Genomic DNA, 14,856 nt, shown 5'->3' with positions numbered 1-14,856 from the left:
CCCACCTTCTGTTGCCCCAACCAGAAGCACATGCTTAAGCGTTAAATTTTGTGGACTCCGCACGAAGTTTATACGTGAATCGAAGAACGCTTGAGTATATGGAATAGCCGGCACTGATTGTTTTTTAATGCAATCAATGAGCACCAAAAGATTTAGCAACCCAGCAGACGAAGCTACGAACCCAAAATAAGCGTTATAGTTAACAACCGGAACTCGTGGATTCTCTTTGTGGAAAACACCGTAGATGGCGTCGATTTCAATTTGCGAATTTTCTTTACTGCCATTGCTACTGCCGCAAACCAAATCGATATCTGTTGCATTTACGCCGGCATCATTAAGTGCTCGCTCAATAGCAAGGGACATAGCTGACGATTTTTCATTTAATAATGATGCGTCAAAATAACTATTACTGCTGGATTTACCGTAGCCCGTAATTTCGGCCATCACCTCGACACCACGCGCTACTGCAGCATCAGGGGCTTCCAGCAGTAACATGCAAGCACCTTCCCCGGGAATGAATCCCTTTGGCTGCTCACCATAAATCTGATAATCGTTGACATCAGAAGTCATATGGATTTTCTGTGTTAGCGCATCCATATAGAGAGACAACGAGGGGAAATATTCATCAGCACCACCCACTATCACGTGGGGTTGCAGGTTTTGCCGGATAATTTCATAGCCATAGGTTAATGCGCCGAGCGCCGCATTCTCGCCGGTTGCAAGTGTGGTGGTATAACCTTTAATACCTTCAGAAATACCGCAGAACGTGGCGATAGAATTCATCAACGAGCCCGGGAACTCTGAGGTACTAACTTTCCGCGGATCGGGTTTCAGGCTCTGCAAATATTTATAGGTAGTCTCCTGGGGGCCACGAGACATCCCCATGATCATGCCGAGCTCTTCGCCATCACGCTTTATTTTACGTTTTGCCATATTCAACGATTCAGACAGCGCAACAAGAGCAAACGTACCACCACGTGTTGCCTTTCGGGCATCAAAACGGCGCAGATGTTTACGCGGCTCCAGCCCCATTACCTGGAAGGTCTTAAAATCCGGCTCCTGTTCCGGAAACGTTCCGGTGCTTATAGCATCTTGATCGCCAAAAATTTCTTCGAGTTGATTTGTGGCTACCAGCACCCTTAACAATTCCCGCGCCTCTGCGAGGGTGTCATCAGGAAACGTGACGCCGCCCAATACGGGTTCGTTATTTTTTTGCCAGACGCTGTGCAAAATATCGTTAACAGTGTGACCAATCGCCGTTACGGCTCCTACGCCAGTAATAGCCACACGCTTACTGTCATATTGACTAACCGGCACCGTCCCTGGTTTTGTACTCACCACCATGCAGCAGTTATTTCCACCAAATGCATAGTTATTTTTCATAAAGATATTAATTTCTTTTTCTCGAAACTCATTAGGGACATAGTCCAGGTCGCAATTTGGGCGTGGAATTGAGAAATTGAGTGTCGGTAAAACTTTATTTTCAGGCAGCGTCACCAGGCAAGCGATGAGTTCAACAATGCCTGCGGCACCGATGTTGTGACCGAAATAAGATTTTGTTGAGCTAACAAGTAAATGGTGGCTATCTGGAAACACTTTCTTCATCGCCAGCGTTTCAATGCGATCATTCGCCTCTGTGCCCGTGCCGTGCGCGTTAACGTAATCAATTTGTTCCGGTTTTACGCCAGCATTCTCCATGGCTTTAAGCATGACCTGTACAGCACCGCTGGCTCGTGGGTCAGGGCCCGTTTCGTGGTAGGCATCGCATGAGGTTGCGTACGAAAGAATTTCACCGTAAATTTTGGCTCCGCGGGCGATAGCGTGTTCATAATCCTCCAGCACGATCGCACCGGCACCTTCGCCGATAGACATGCCAGACTGACCTGAAAAAGGGGTGCAGGAGTCGGGGTGCATAACGTTCAATGCGTAAAACCCAGCAAATGTTGGCAGGTAGATCGGTTCGGTACCGACAGCCAGCATGGTCTTACTCTTAGCATTTTGGATATAGTCAAACGCCATACCGATTGCGTTAGGGCTGGCAGTACAGGCTGTTGCCACCAATTCCCCGCCGCCTTTGAGGCCTAAGAGCGTCGAAACACTTGAACAACAAGAAGAAAATCCCCCCGAATAAATAGCCTTGCGAAGTGAGAAATCCTCCATGCGCTGCTCGAAAATTGGCAGAAACGCTTCTGTTCCAGCAGAAGAAACGCCAACAATTAATCCTGTCTCATCCAGGCAGGCTTTGTTAGTAACAAGTCCAGCCTGAGTCAGGGCATCCTTGCCCACTTTGTATGCCCATAAGGCAGCATTATCCAATGAGTGGATGATGTCTTCGGGGATCCCTGAATAATCTATTTCGTGAAGAACTTCCGCTGCACGAGCATTTTCAAACCACACGGTAAACCGCTCACTGTTGCCGACACCATTTTTTTTATCAAAGAGCGCTTGTTTGAAATCTTCAATAGTTTCGGCCAGGGATGACAAAATCCCCATACCAGTAATTACAACTCGTTTTCGGTTCGTCTTCATCGTTATCCCCGCAGTAGAAAACTTTTTAGTCCATAATAAATAGCCGAAGTAAAGCAACATATTTATACGTGTCACTTTACTTTCATTTTAATTATTAGAGTTACATAATTCGCTTTGACTTTGACGCATCAATAAAACTATGTTCAGCCGGATTAACCAACATACTTAAGTTATATAAAAACGGCACACTTTGTGTTCTTGCCGGGATAGTTTCTTCTACCGTTAAAATTTCAAACCCTGATATATCCGCCAAAGCAAAGTCATTATCAATCAAAGCCAGCGCGATAAAAGATTGTAGAGCAGGCGAAAAACCGGATTTAACAATAATGCCAACCTCTTTACCCTCAACCAAAACTTTATCATCAGATTTAATACCACTGCACTCTGCAGTCGGGAGCATACCAACAAGTTTACGTGCCCCCAGGTTATGGGACTGTGGCTCTATCACTGATTTGCCAATAAAATTTTCTTTATCGTATTGAATTGCCCACTGCATTTGCAGCTCAATTGGATTTTGGCTATATTCGGAAAAAATACCTTCATCCCAGCCAGTGTTCTCAAGACGAACAATATCCTGGTATTGGATACCACCCGTTTTCAATTCATATTTCTCACCAATCGCAAGGATGTTTTCCCATAATTTCACCAGGGAAGATTCCTGACCAATGGCCATATACGCAAATTCGCCATGTTTCCCACAGCGGAAGATGATCAATTCATCGGCCTCATTAATATACTCAAAGTAAGGCAAACCAATGATGTCATAACCATATATTTCTGACATAACTTCCCAGGAGTAAGTACCTTCCAGCATAATAGCGCCCCAGCCACTATCTGCCATAGATTTAATTTCCGGGAGTTCAACAATATCAAGTGCTTCATCGCTTTCTAAAATTGAAGAAAGACGTTCAATGATCTCCGGAGCCGGGATATTTTCTGAAAGGAGGTAATAACCGTCAGAGGTGCAGAGCACATAAATGTCCCCACGGATAGTACCGTCCTCATTTAATACCAATGAATAGATACCTTGCTCATCGCGAATGATTGAGATATCAGCAGAGGCCATATGATTTACTAAAGCCCAGGCATCATCGCCCATCACGCTAACAATAGACATATGTGAATAATCGACAAGCAAGGCATTTTCCCTGACTGCTTTATATTCAACCGCAAGATCGTGATATGCTACGGGAACAGTGCGATTATTATAAGTGCCCATCCTGGCATTGTTTTCTAAATGCAAATTGTTAAGAGACTTCATAAAACCTTTTCCAGTAAATTGCTCAAAAGTCAGGAACGTTTCTTTGTAATAACAAACGATGCCAAATTATTAATGCTACGCATGTAAGAAGGATCATCTCCTTCACTTACCTGGATATCAAAGACCTTATCAAGCAAAACAATAATTTCTGTCGCGTCTACTGAATCCAGCTTTAAGCCATTACCAAATAATGGTGTATCATCATCAATTTGTTTTTCATCCCTTTGAATATTTAATCGTTGGATGATCTCGGTTTTAATTGTGAAAAGTACATTTTTACGTTCCTGGATATTATCATGCATAGTTGTCATTGCTTATGTCCCATTAATGGTGTGTTTTGCTTCACGATAGTTAATTATCGTCCCTTGACTAATTAACTTCTTACCAACATTAGCCGTCACGGAATAGTGCTTAAACCCAGTTGGATCTGAAAACGCCAGTTTACTTGTGACTTCGATCGTATCGCCTGGATAAGCAATATCTTTAAACTTTAAATTTTGTGCTGCTAATACGCCACGCACTTGTGAACGCCTTGTTCGAATAATATCCAACAACTCTTGCTGATGGATCTTCGCATAAATATCTCGCAAGCTTTTCAATTCAATACCAAACTTTTCAAAATAGATATCGCATACATCAGTAATAAACGAAAAATACTCACTTGCCTGACCAAATATCTCAGCAATGAGAACGCCGGGCATGATAGGGTCATCTGGAAAGTGGCCAAGTAAATAGGGTTCATTATAAGTAACATGCTTTACGATCTGCACATACCCATTTTCCCCATATTTATAATCATCTATTCTGTCGACCATTAGTAAGGGCTGCCGCCACCCGCCCATCTCAAGAAAAATTTTAGAAGGAATAGAATATCTGGACATAAATCACCGCATTACCAGGCCACCATCGATCACGATGGTTTGGCCAACAATATAACTGGCTGCAGAAGAACTTAAATACACAATTGTATTCGCTACTTCCTGACACTGCCCCAGGCGCTTCAAAGGAATAGAATGAGTAACCTCGCGCACTACAGTACGAGAAACTTTTTTTACCATCCTCGATTCAATCATTCCAGGAGCAACGGCATTCACTCGCACACCCCGGGGGGCCAATTCTGCAGCTAGTGTTCTGGTAAAACCGAGCAGAGCACCTTTTGAAGCACTGTAATTAACCTGCCCTATACTTGGGATTACTGCTGCTATAGAAGCAACATTGATAATGGCAGGGCTTTCAGAACATCTCAGCAGCATTAGTGCTTCCTTCGTCAATCTGAAAGTACTCAGCATATTTGTATCAATAACAGTACTAAAGTCCTCAAAAGTCATTGATGCAAAGAGACTATCTTTAACAATACCGGCATTATTCACTAACACATCGATCTTCGTTACTTTGGTATTCAAATATTTCATTAATATAGCTATCTTTTCAGGATCAGCTATATCACATTGTAATATGTTTAATCTTTGTCCTGCTGCGTTATTTTCTTTTAACTCATCTAGACGATCCGCATTGGTGTTATACAATGCATAAACTTCACATCCTTGTTCAAGAAATTTTTCGCAGATGGCAATACCGATGTCACCACTAGCTCCCGATATCAATACTGTTTTGCCTTTTAGATCATTATATTTATACATTTCCATTACACACAATTGAGTTAACAACAGATACTGCTACGGCATGAGTGCGACAATGCGATATGCTAAGTGACACGTCAACAACACCACTTTCCTTAATTACCTTGCTCAATATTCCAGCAAATAAAAAAGATGGACAACCATACTCATCATGATTTATCTCAATATTTTTAAAGCACACTCCATCTCGAAAACCACAACCAAGCGCTTTGACAATTGATTCTTTTGCAGCCCAAAATCCGGATGCCCTTTCAAAATCCGGTTCATTGGCATTAATTTTGAGTATCTCTTTTTTTGTAAATACGCGTTGTAAAAAAAACATACCACCATTATTAATCGCGTTGGTAACCCGTTCAACTTCAACGATATCAGTACCGATACTTATTCCTAGCTTTACCATAAAATTACAGTTGATAAGTTATATTAAAATTAGATATAAATTGATCTTCAACGAGACCAACCGGGTACATTAAGGGAGAGGATAAAGAGATATCATATCCTAATGATTTAATTGTTCCTTTAACCCCAATGATTGATCCAATTATCCTTTTGTCACCAAAAGTATTTTGTGGGTATATTTCACCCATAATCTGCCCATAGTCCGCGCCAAAATATAATTCAGAACTGTAATTCCCGATAGGGAAATGGAATGTATTCTGGATATAAAACCCTTTATTTCCATCTAATCCTGCACTGGTTTCAAACCCTCTAACGTTCCAACGGTTACCGATTGTAAATTGATCTTGTAATGTTAACGGCACTTGCGAAAATTGAGCACCCATATTCAATTCATAATAATAGTGCAAAGCCTCAGCGTTGAACCATTTCACATAATTTGTATTCAGATTAAAAACTTGGCTTTTAGAACTTACATCCCCAGATTCCATATCTGGCGTTTTCTCGCTACCTAGCCAAGTCATAAAACGTTGCCAGCTAAGGGAGGAGTCTAGCGTCGCATCCTGGAAGTTTTGTTTAAAATTTAACCCAAGGCGAAGATTACTCATATCACGTTCTTGCAGAGCTAAATCCACGCCACCTAATTGATACGCAGATCTACGCCTTAATATTTCTACACTCCCGGTTATTTTTTTATCCATATTTCGAAAAAGAGTTCGGGTTCCTTTCAAACTAAGGTATTGATTTTTTCCTTGATAGTCTAAATCCCAATAACTCAGTCCAACACGCTGGCGTGACATACTGCTACTATAGAAAACCTCATAGTCCCAAAAACCTACAGGTAAGCTATAAAAAGTGCTGATGCTTTTATATCCACCTGTTGTACTGCTGGTACCAGACAAATAGAAAAGATCGCCAAGCCTTGCAGAATTGTACAAATAACCTGAAATACCAGTAAGCATCTTTCCTGTACTTCGATCGCCCCAGTTGTTATACGTCGCCCTGATATTCCATAATTTTTTACGATTAGTATTGATAACGATATCGCTATGGCTATAGCTATTTCCAGGCACAATATTGATCTTAATATTAACACTGGGCACTTTCTGCATATTTTCCAGGCCCTGTTCAATATCTCGCAAATTGAGAATATCACCTGATGTAAACGGCAGGATCCAACTTCTGACGTCATCATTTTCGATGATAACGTTACCGATCATCCCAGCTATAATTTTCAGCTGTAACTTTTTTGTTTTTAAATTTTGAACAGGAATATTCACGCGCGTTGTTACATACCCGGCCTTTATATAATAATCTTGCAAATTGGTCGCAACGTACTCAATACCTTTCGTCCCAAGACAACTATTCGAGACCTCATCCTTTATGCTTCGAATCATTCTATTATCTAAAAATTCATTTTCGAGGATGAGTTCTGCAACAGGGTAACAATCTTTTTCAAATGGCAACTCAAAATCTATAACGTTTTTATCTTCAACTTCCGAAAAAACATCTTTTTTATCAATCCGATTTTCTTGAGCGGCGTTATTATCATTTTTTTGCTGCTCTTTGGCTAGTCGCGACAATTGAGTATCAGCATATGCACGAGCACTACATAGCAAAATAAAAACTAAAAAGTAAAATTTGATTTCCATTACCTCTAGAAAATTAAAAGTACCAGAACGACTAACACTTCTACAATTATCTTCATCACTACAGCCAAAACAACTTAATTATCCTTAAAAAACAAAATCAATATTCATTAAATATCAAACATTGTTAACGTGGTAACGTTATTGATTTCATATATAATCACTACTTATGCTTTAAATCAATTAACTATTAACATTACCAGTTTAATGATTGATGATCTAACCACCATCTCTATATATAATGTAACGCTAATACATTTATTCCTAGAGAGCCTAGCCACCACCAGCCTTAAGCACCACATAACGAAACATGATTCCGTTAGCATCCAACAATCATATATTTTATAAATATATATTCTCGCCAGAAAAACTCGTTATTCCTGCTATCTTAAATAGGACCTTAAAGCAACAAAATTCAGTTTAAGATATATTTCCCTCTAAAGCTCCCAGAGGCATCCTCCTAACTTTAAAAGATTTTTTAGAATTTTAGTATCAACAAATCTGGCTATTAATCAATCTACGATAAAATTCTCTGGCTGACGACATTAATTGTTGTAAAAAACATAGCAATGCATCTATTGTTATGCTGAAATTGACATCATAATATTTTAACCTATTACATACATTGCTAATAATGGACACAGCCTCTGGCTGCTTTGGAATATATATGTACTGGATTATCAACGACAACATAGAATTCAGGCCGGGAATGAAAAGACTGTCCTCAGTAAATAATCCCGAAATGAACGTTACGCTAACATCACCAGCCAGCCGTTGCCTTCTCTTACTGCTTGAAGCATCTCCAGATATTGTACTTCAACAAGACTTTTTTAAGAAAGTTTGGGAAGAAGAAGGAATGTTAGTTCCAACGAATACACTCTACCAGAATATATCTATTGTTCGCCGTGGGCTGCGCGCTGTAGGTGAGACAGACAGAAGACTTATTGCAACCATTCCCCGGAAAGGTTTTCAGATAGATGATAGCGTAAAAATCTCAAGGCGAAATGATAACGAACCGGCCACACCTTTTCCTGTTTCTACTACCCGTTATCAAACAACTCTTAACATTACTGAAGTGCTTAACCAACCAAACGATGATGTGCTGAACAAGCAAGATCTTCCCGCTGAGACAGACACTTTTGCGATTAAGAAAAAAAAGTCGTCTGCAATGTCGAATGGAATTTTTGCAGCTACAGCCTCATTTATCATAGGCTTGCTCGTAGTTTACCTAACATGGAGTATTAACAACGATGCTGCTTTTTTTGAAAGTTATAGCTTTATTGAAAAGGAAGACGGTTGCCATTTCTACACTAAGGATGATAGTCATGATAACAACGAATATTATCTTAAATATAAATCTCTTATTAAAGACTCCGGTTTGAATTGTAAAAACTATCCCTGGATCTATTTTCCAACATCACCGACCTCACCATCACTCGCTGCTTTAGTCTGCAAGAGTAAATTCTCGACAACATTATCGCCAGGATGCATTTCACTTTTAATCAGGGGAGTAAACGGTGACTAAAAAAACAATCTTCTTTTTAAGCCTGTTTTTTATAAGTGTAGGGATTGTAGCGGGATATCTTTATTACTCGTTGCTTATAAAAAACAGAAGTGCTGAAAGTTGCAGCGCTTCTATGATTGTTTTTCATAAAGGAACACAAGCCAACATTACATTCGATTTTATGTACAATAAAGAAAAAAGAAGTGGAATCGTTTCAGTAAGCGGAAGTTACCTTGAAAACGCTCACCCAGAAGGCACTATACGAAGAGATATCTCCTTTACCTGGACCGAAAATCGCGGCACTTACACTTTTCAGTCATCCGGCATAAACAAAGTCGATAGCTTAGAAACCTTGCCGGATAAAGTCATCGCGACTGTTTTACCCAGTTTTTACGTTTATCCTAATAAAAGCATCACGTATTCAATCCATCCCCAAGGATCGCAAGGATTTCTTTTCACCATCGGTAAACGGCCCCTTTTCTTTTGCGCCCGCTAAAAGTGGAGCGAGAGCCTTTAAATTTGCATGATGGGGATGACGAAACCAGTCCTCCCCTGCTTTCGTCTTTAATATCAACAACAGAACTGCTTGTGCATAAGTGCAATTCACACATTGCCCTATCCACTTACTAAGAGTGATTGCTGAATGTAACCACAGGTGATTTGCCCGGAATAAAAAAGCCCCAGCTTACTTAGTAAGCTGGGGCTTTATATTTGGCGGAAGCGCAGAGATTCGAACTCTGGAACCCTTTCGGGTCGCCGGTTTTCAAGACCGGTGCCTTCAACCGCTCGGCCACACTTCCGGTGTGAGGCGCACTATAAACATCCTCGAGTCTCATGTAAAGCCCGGGAATGTTTGTTTGCCTGAAAAACCATCAAAACCGTGCTGTTAGATGGAAATACCAGCACTATGACCGTTTATTCAGCGCATCTAGATCAGTGTTTCTTAATGTACAAATCTTTTGTCAAGTAGACACCCAAGCTATCGGGCGCAAAACCACCCACCCAAGGCTTCACCAGATGCGTACGAACATAATGATATACCGGGATTGCCGGAACATCCTCTCCGAGTATGTCCTCTGCCTGCTGATAATATTTACCACGTTCAGTAATATCCTTCGCTTTCGCTGCACTTTTCAGCGCTTCGTCATACGCCGGATTGCTATATTTACTTGTGTTTTCACTGTCACCGGTACGGAAATTATTCAGGAAAGTTGCCGCATCAGCATAGTCTGCAATCCATGCATACCGTACCGCATCGAAATTACCCGTATGCATAGTATCAAGCATGGTTTTCCATTCCTGATTTTGTAGTTTTGCATTAACACCAAGATTTTTCTGCCACATTGAGCTGGCAGCAATCGCAATCCGCTGATGTGTTTCCATCGTGTTATACAGAAGGCTAAAACTCAGTGGGTGTGTATCATTGAAGCCAGCTTCATTAAGGAGTTTTTTCGCTTCGGCAAGTCGTTTTTCCCGTGGCCATGACGCGTAATCTGGTGAAGCTATTTTCACACCGCCAATTTCCGGCTGGCTGACGACCCATGCAGGACGCTGCCCCTGCGCCATCACTTTATCCGCGATGACATCTTTATCCAACGCCATGTTGAGCGCACGGCGTACTCGAGGATCGTTAAATGGCGGCTTAGTGGTATTAAACTCGTAATAATAAGTCGCCAGTTGTGGAGCAACATGCACCTGATCGCCTAATGATTTCTTTAACTGGGTAAACTGGTTCACAGGAATAGTGTAGGTAATATCAATCTCACCAGCTTTATAACGGTTAACATCCGCAGTTTCAGCATTGATAGGAAGATAAGTGACCTTATTAATCACCGTCGCTTTATTATCCCAATAGCGGGTATTGCGTTGGGCAACAATGCGTTCATTAACGACCCAATCGGTAATCTTATAGGCACCGCTAGTGACTATATGTTCCGGTTTTGTCCATTTATCACCAAAACGATTGATCAACACGCTGTCTACCGGAACCAAAGATGGATGCGCCAGCATCGGCAAAAAGGATGCCGTAGGTTGTGTCAAAGTGACTTCCAGCGTTGAATCATCTAACGCCTTCACACCAAGCGTATCAGGCGTTTTTTTACCTAGTGCGATATCAGCAGCATTAACGATATGCATATTTCCTGGATAACTGGCATAGGGGGATGCTGTTTTCGGATCGACTAAACGTTGCCAACTCCAGACCACATCTTTTGCCGTGATCGCAGTACCATCAGACCATGTTATTCCCGGGCGTAAGTGGAAAATCCAAACCGTGTTATCTTTATTCTCCCATTTTTCCGCCAGTCGAGGTTCAATAGATCCATCTTTCTTAACTGCAACCAACCCGTCAAAAATGTCGCTAATAATGTTGAACTCGACGTCACTTTCCACCTTATGTGGATCCAACGATGCGGGTTCACTGCCATTGTTACGCACCAACTCTTGTTTTTCAGCAAGCGTTGTTCCTTCGGGTATCGTCGCTGCAAGCGCGCCAGAACACGCGCTTAGAATGCCGATAGTCAATAATGAAAGTGCAATGTGGTTACGTGTTTGTGGTTTCATGTCCTTTCGCCTTAGTAATATACATTGTCACGACGCGCTTACACTCTTAGCGCCCCAATAGTTATATAGCAATAGATTTCAGTGACATATAAGACACCAATATGGATCTCTCTCACATTTATCCCTTTATACTGTGTAGTGCTCATTCCTTCGCATGAAACACTGTGTCAGCACTTCTGCTTTATGAGTAAAGATGGGTAAAACAACTTTGTCAGCAAGCGAGACTTTTTTAGACTCTGCAATCAATTACATCTGTCATAAGAGAGTGACTCATGGATCGTATTATTACTTCATCGCGTGACGGCAATTCCCTGCTAAGTACGCACAAAGTCCTGCGTAATACCTATTTTCTTTTAAGCTTGACGCTGGCGTTTTCGGCAATTACGGCGACTGCTAGCACCGTATTAATGTTGCCTTCTCCGGGCCTAATCCTGACACTCGTTGGGATGTACGGTTTAATGTTTCTAACTTATAAACTGGCGAACAAACCGACCGGTATCCTGGCTGCATTCGCGTTCACTGGTTTCCTCGGCTATATCCTGGGGCCAATGCTTAATGCTTACCTCTCAGCCGGAATGGGAGATCTGATTGGCCTGGCACTCGGCGGCACCGCATTGGTCTTTTTCTGCTGTTCCGCATACGTGTTAACAACACGCAAGGATATGTCTTTCCTCGGCGGCATGCTGATGGCGGGCGTAGTGGTGGTACTGATTGGCATGGTCGCGAATATCTTCTTGCAGTTGCCTGCGTTGCACCTGGCTATCAGCGCCGTATTCATCCTGATTTCCAGCGGCGCTATCCTGTATGAAACCAGCAATATCATTCACGGCGGTGAAACCAACTACATCCGCGCCACTGTCAGTCTTTATGTGTCGCTCTACAACATCTTTGTCAGCCTGTTGAGTATTCTGGGTTTCGCCAACCGAGATTAAACAAGACTGATTCCCGCTTAGCCCCGCTTATGCGGGGCTTTGTTTTTTGCTACACTCCCGCCGTTGTTGACTAACGCTGCGAAAAATTATGTTGATCTTTGAAGGTAAAGAAATCGAAACCGATAGCGAAGGCTATTTAAAGGACACTACGCTGTGGAGTGAAACCTTAGCGCCTCTCATCGCAGAGCAAGAGAACATAATCCTCTCTCCTGAACACTGGGAAGTGGTGCGATTTGTGCGTGAATTTTACCTGGAATTCAATACTTCTCCCGCCATTCGCATGCTGGTAAAAGCGATCGCGAATAAATTCGGCGAAGAGAAAGGCAATAGCCGCTATTTGTACCGCCTGTTTCCAAAAGGGCCTGCTAAGCAGGCGACAAAGATCGCTGGTTTACCAAAACCGGTGAAGTGCATCTAATAGCGAATACCGAAGTTTGTCCATTCCCTGCCGGGTTGATGCGGTTCAGCAAGGACTCTATCAACCCGGGCACTACGCGGTCCACCCGCTTTTAGCCACGCAATCAGCTGATTCACCGCTTGTTCGTCGCCGCACGCAACCACTTCGACGCTGCCATCATCAAGGTTACGTGCATACCCCGTTAAACCCAGCCTCTGCGCTTCGTGTTGTGTGGTATAGCGAAACCCGACGCCCTGCACCATTCCGTGTACCCAGGCAATTGTGCAGACATGTGCCATCTTTGACCCCCTTTCTACTCAGGCTCGTTGCATTTGCCCGGTGAACCCGTGACAATAGCGCCCATTTTCTTCAGTTTATAGAATAGCCGAATATGAGTGTACGTTTAGTGTTAGCCAAAGGGCGCGAGAAATCATTGCTGCGCCGTCATCCCTGGATTTTCTCCGGCGCTGTCGCGCGAATGGAAGGCAAAGCCAGCCTCGGTGAAACGGTTGATATTGTCGATCATCAGGGCAAGTGGCTGGCGCGTGGAGCATTATCTCCTGCATCGCAAATTCGTGCTCGCGTCTGGACTTTCGATAAAAATGAAAGCATTGATATCGCGTTCTTCACCCGCCGCCTACAGCAAGCGCAGCAGTGGCGAGATTGGCTGGCGCAACGCGATGGTCTGGACAGCTATCGACTGATTGCTGGTGAATCAGATGGGTTACCAGGCGTAACCATCGACCGTTTCGGTAATTTTCTTGTCCTTCAACTTCTTAGCGCTGGCGCAGAATACCAGCGTCCAGCCATTATCTCAGCGCTCCAGTCTCTCTATCCACAATGCGCAATTTACGATCGCAGCGATGTTGCCGTGCGAAAAAAAGAGGGGCTGGAACTCGCGCAAGGGCTGGTGGCTGGCGAACTGCCGCCCGCGTTGTTGCCTATCAAAGAGCACGGCATGAAGTTGTTTGTCGATATTCAGGGCGGGCACAAAACCGGTTACTACCTCGATCAGCGCGACAGCCGGCTGGCAACACGTCGCTATGTGGCAGACAAGCGCGTATTAAACTGCTTTTCCTACACTGGCGGCTTTGCCGTTTCCGCACTGATGGGTGGATGCCGCCAGGTCGTCAGTGTCGATACTTCGCAGGAAGCATTGGATGTCGCAAAACAGAACATCACTCTGAATGAGCTGGATTTAAGCAAAGCAGAATTTGTTCGCGACGACGTATTCAAACTGCTGCGTAAATATCGCGATCAGGGCGAAACTTTCGATGTCATCGTAATGGATCCGCCAAAGTTCGTGGAAAACAAAAGCCAGTTGATGGGTGCATGTCGCGGTTATAAGGATATAAATATGCTGGCGATCCAGCTCCTGAATCCCGGCGGTGTGCTGCTTACTTTCTCCTGTTCCGGTTTGATGACCACCGATTTATTTCAGAAAATCATAGCTGACGCCGCAATAGATGCTGGCCGTGATGTACAATTTATAGAACAGTTCCGTCAGGCCGCCGATCATCCTGTGATCGCTACCTACCCGGAAGGGCTGTATCTGAAAGGGTTTGCCTGCCGCGTTATGTAACTTGAAATTTGGAACCGCGCCCGCATATCTGCGGGTATGTAAGGTTCCCGGGAGGTGACAATGATTGCCAGCAAATTCGGTATCGGTCAGCAAGTTCGCCACTCACTGCTGGGGTATCTTGGCGTAGTGGTCGATATCGATCCTGAGTATTCACTGGACGAGCCGTCAGCAGACGAACTGGCGGTGAACGACGAACTCCGCGCACTGCCCTGGTATCATGTCGTGATGGAAGATGATGATGGCCAGCCAGTGCACACATACCTGGCAGAAGCGCAGCTGACAAGCGAAATTACGGATGAACATCCGGAGCAGCCATCCATGGACGAACTGGCGCGCACCATTCGCCGACAGCTTCAGGCTCCGCGCCTGCGCAACTAAAAATACCCCGCCAGATGCGGGGTATT

At 43.4% G+C, this 14,856-nt stretch carries 15 protein-coding genes and 1 tRNA gene; 6 read left to right on the top strand and 10 right to left on the bottom strand.

Annotated features, from left to right (window positions below; genetic code table 11):
* From E0L21_RS15670 to E0L21_RS15640, 7 genes are all read right to left on the bottom strand, one after another.
* The coding region (locus tag E0L21_RS15670) for a beta-ketoacyl-[acyl-carrier-protein] synthase family protein (protein WP_131411059.1) at positions 1 to 2,529 on the bottom strand (2,529 nt) is incomplete at its 3' end.
* Positions 2,530 to 2,629: 100 nt separating this feature from the next.
* Positions 2,630 to 3,790 (bottom strand): aminomethyltransferase family protein, encoded by a 1,161-nt coding sequence (locus E0L21_RS15665; protein WP_131411057.1) that lies wholly within the window; start codon positions 3,788 to 3,790, stop codon positions 2,630 to 2,632.
* Between the two features lie 29 nt (positions 3,791 to 3,819).
* Positions 3,820 to 4,101 (bottom strand): acyl carrier protein, encoded by a 282-nt coding sequence (locus E0L21_RS15660; protein ID WP_131411055.1) that lies wholly within the window; start codon positions 4,099 to 4,101, stop codon positions 3,820 to 3,822.
* Positions 4,102 to 4,104: 3 nt separating this feature from the next.
* Positions 4,105 to 4,671, bottom strand: coding sequence for a hotdog family protein (locus E0L21_RS15655; protein ID WP_131411053.1), 567 nt, complete (start codon positions 4,669 to 4,671; stop codon positions 4,105 to 4,107).
* Between the two features lie 3 nt (positions 4,672 to 4,674).
* The gene (locus tag E0L21_RS15650; RefSeq protein ID WP_131411069.1) at positions 4,675 to 5,430 is read right to left on the bottom strand and encodes an SDR family oxidoreductase; all 756 of its coding nucleotides are present in this window, start codon (positions 5,428 to 5,430) and stop codon (positions 4,675 to 4,677) included.
* Entirely contained in the window at positions 5,423 to 5,815 is a 393-nt protein-coding gene (gene acpS, locus E0L21_RS15645) for a holo-ACP synthase (protein ID WP_165501920.1), read from the bottom strand. Before acpS ends, E0L21_RS15650 begins: the two co-directional genes overlap by 8 nt.
* A gap of 19 nt (positions 5,816 to 5,834) precedes the next feature.
* Positions 5,835 to 7,478: a ShlB/FhaC/HecB family hemolysin secretion/activation protein gene (locus E0L21_RS15640; RefSeq protein ID WP_131411049.1), complete on the bottom strand. Its 1,644-nt coding sequence runs from the start codon at positions 7,476 to 7,478 to the stop codon at positions 5,835 to 5,837.
* Between the two features lie 664 nt (positions 7,479 to 8,142).
* Here E0L21_RS15640 and E0L21_RS15635 point away from each other — a divergent pair.
* Both E0L21_RS15635 and E0L21_RS15630 read left to right on the top strand, forming a co-directional pair.
* Positions 8,143 to 9,000 (top strand): winged helix-turn-helix domain-containing protein, encoded by an 858-nt coding sequence (locus E0L21_RS15635; RefSeq protein WP_131411047.1) that lies wholly within the window; start codon positions 8,143 to 8,145, stop codon positions 8,998 to 9,000.
* Positions 8,993 to 9,475 (top strand): hypothetical protein, encoded by a 483-nt coding sequence (locus E0L21_RS15630; protein WP_131411045.1) that lies wholly within the window; start codon positions 8,993 to 8,995, stop codon positions 9,473 to 9,475. The genes E0L21_RS15635 and E0L21_RS15630 overlap by 8 nt, the downstream gene beginning before the upstream one ends.
* A 216-nt stretch (positions 9,476 to 9,691) precedes the next feature.
* Here the strand turns inward: E0L21_RS15630 and E0L21_RS15625 are convergent.
* Positions 9,692 to 9,779, bottom strand: a tRNA-Ser gene (locus E0L21_RS15625).
* 133 nt (positions 9,780 to 9,912) lie between these two features.
* Positions 9,913 to 11,541, bottom strand: coding sequence for an ABC transporter substrate-binding protein (locus tag E0L21_RS15620; RefSeq protein ID WP_131411043.1), 1,629 nt, complete (start codon positions 11,539 to 11,541; stop codon positions 9,913 to 9,915).
* A gap of 272 nt (positions 11,542 to 11,813) precedes the next feature.
* On the opposite strand from E0L21_RS15620, the gene yccA reads away from it, so the two are divergent.
* Positions 11,814 to 12,473, top strand: a complete 660-nt coding sequence (yccA, locus tag E0L21_RS15615; protein WP_131411041.1) for an FtsH protease modulator YccA — start codon at positions 11,814 to 11,816, stop codon at positions 12,471 to 12,473.
* 88 nt (positions 12,474 to 12,561) lie between these two features.
* Positions 12,562 to 12,891, top strand: coding sequence for a sulfurtransferase TusE (tusE, locus tag E0L21_RS15610; RefSeq protein WP_131411039.1), 330 nt, complete (start codon positions 12,562 to 12,564; stop codon positions 12,889 to 12,891).
* On the opposite strand, the gene yccX is transcribed toward tusE, so the two are convergent.
* On the bottom strand, positions 12,888 to 13,169 hold the full coding sequence (gene yccX / locus E0L21_RS15605; protein ID WP_131411038.1) for an acylphosphatase: 282 nt from the start codon (positions 13,167 to 13,169) through the stop codon (positions 12,888 to 12,890). The two genes, tusE and yccX, sit on opposite strands and share 4 nt — an antisense overlap.
* A gap of 92 nt (positions 13,170 to 13,261) precedes the next feature.
* Between yccX and rlmI the strand changes: the two genes are divergently transcribed.
* A complete protein-coding gene (gene rlmI / locus E0L21_RS15600; RefSeq protein WP_131411036.1) occupies positions 13,262 to 14,452 on the top strand; it encodes a 23S rRNA (cytosine(1962)-C(5))-methyltransferase RlmI in 1,191 nt (396 codons plus the stop codon).
* A gap of 60 nt (positions 14,453 to 14,512) precedes the next feature.
* Positions 14,513 to 14,830: a heat shock protein HspQ gene (gene hspQ, locus E0L21_RS15595; protein ID WP_017456235.1), complete on the top strand. Its 318-nt coding sequence runs from the start codon at positions 14,513 to 14,515 to the stop codon at positions 14,828 to 14,830.
* Positions 14,831 to 14,856: the final 26 nt, after the last annotated feature.

This window comes from Kosakonia quasisacchari, assembly GCF_004331415.1.
Taxonomy (GTDB): Bacteria; Pseudomonadota; Gammaproteobacteria; order Enterobacterales; family Enterobacteriaceae; genus Kosakonia; species Kosakonia quasisacchari.
Note: the sequence above shows the minus strand (reverse complement) of the source record. Positions and strands in the feature narration are given on the sequence as shown.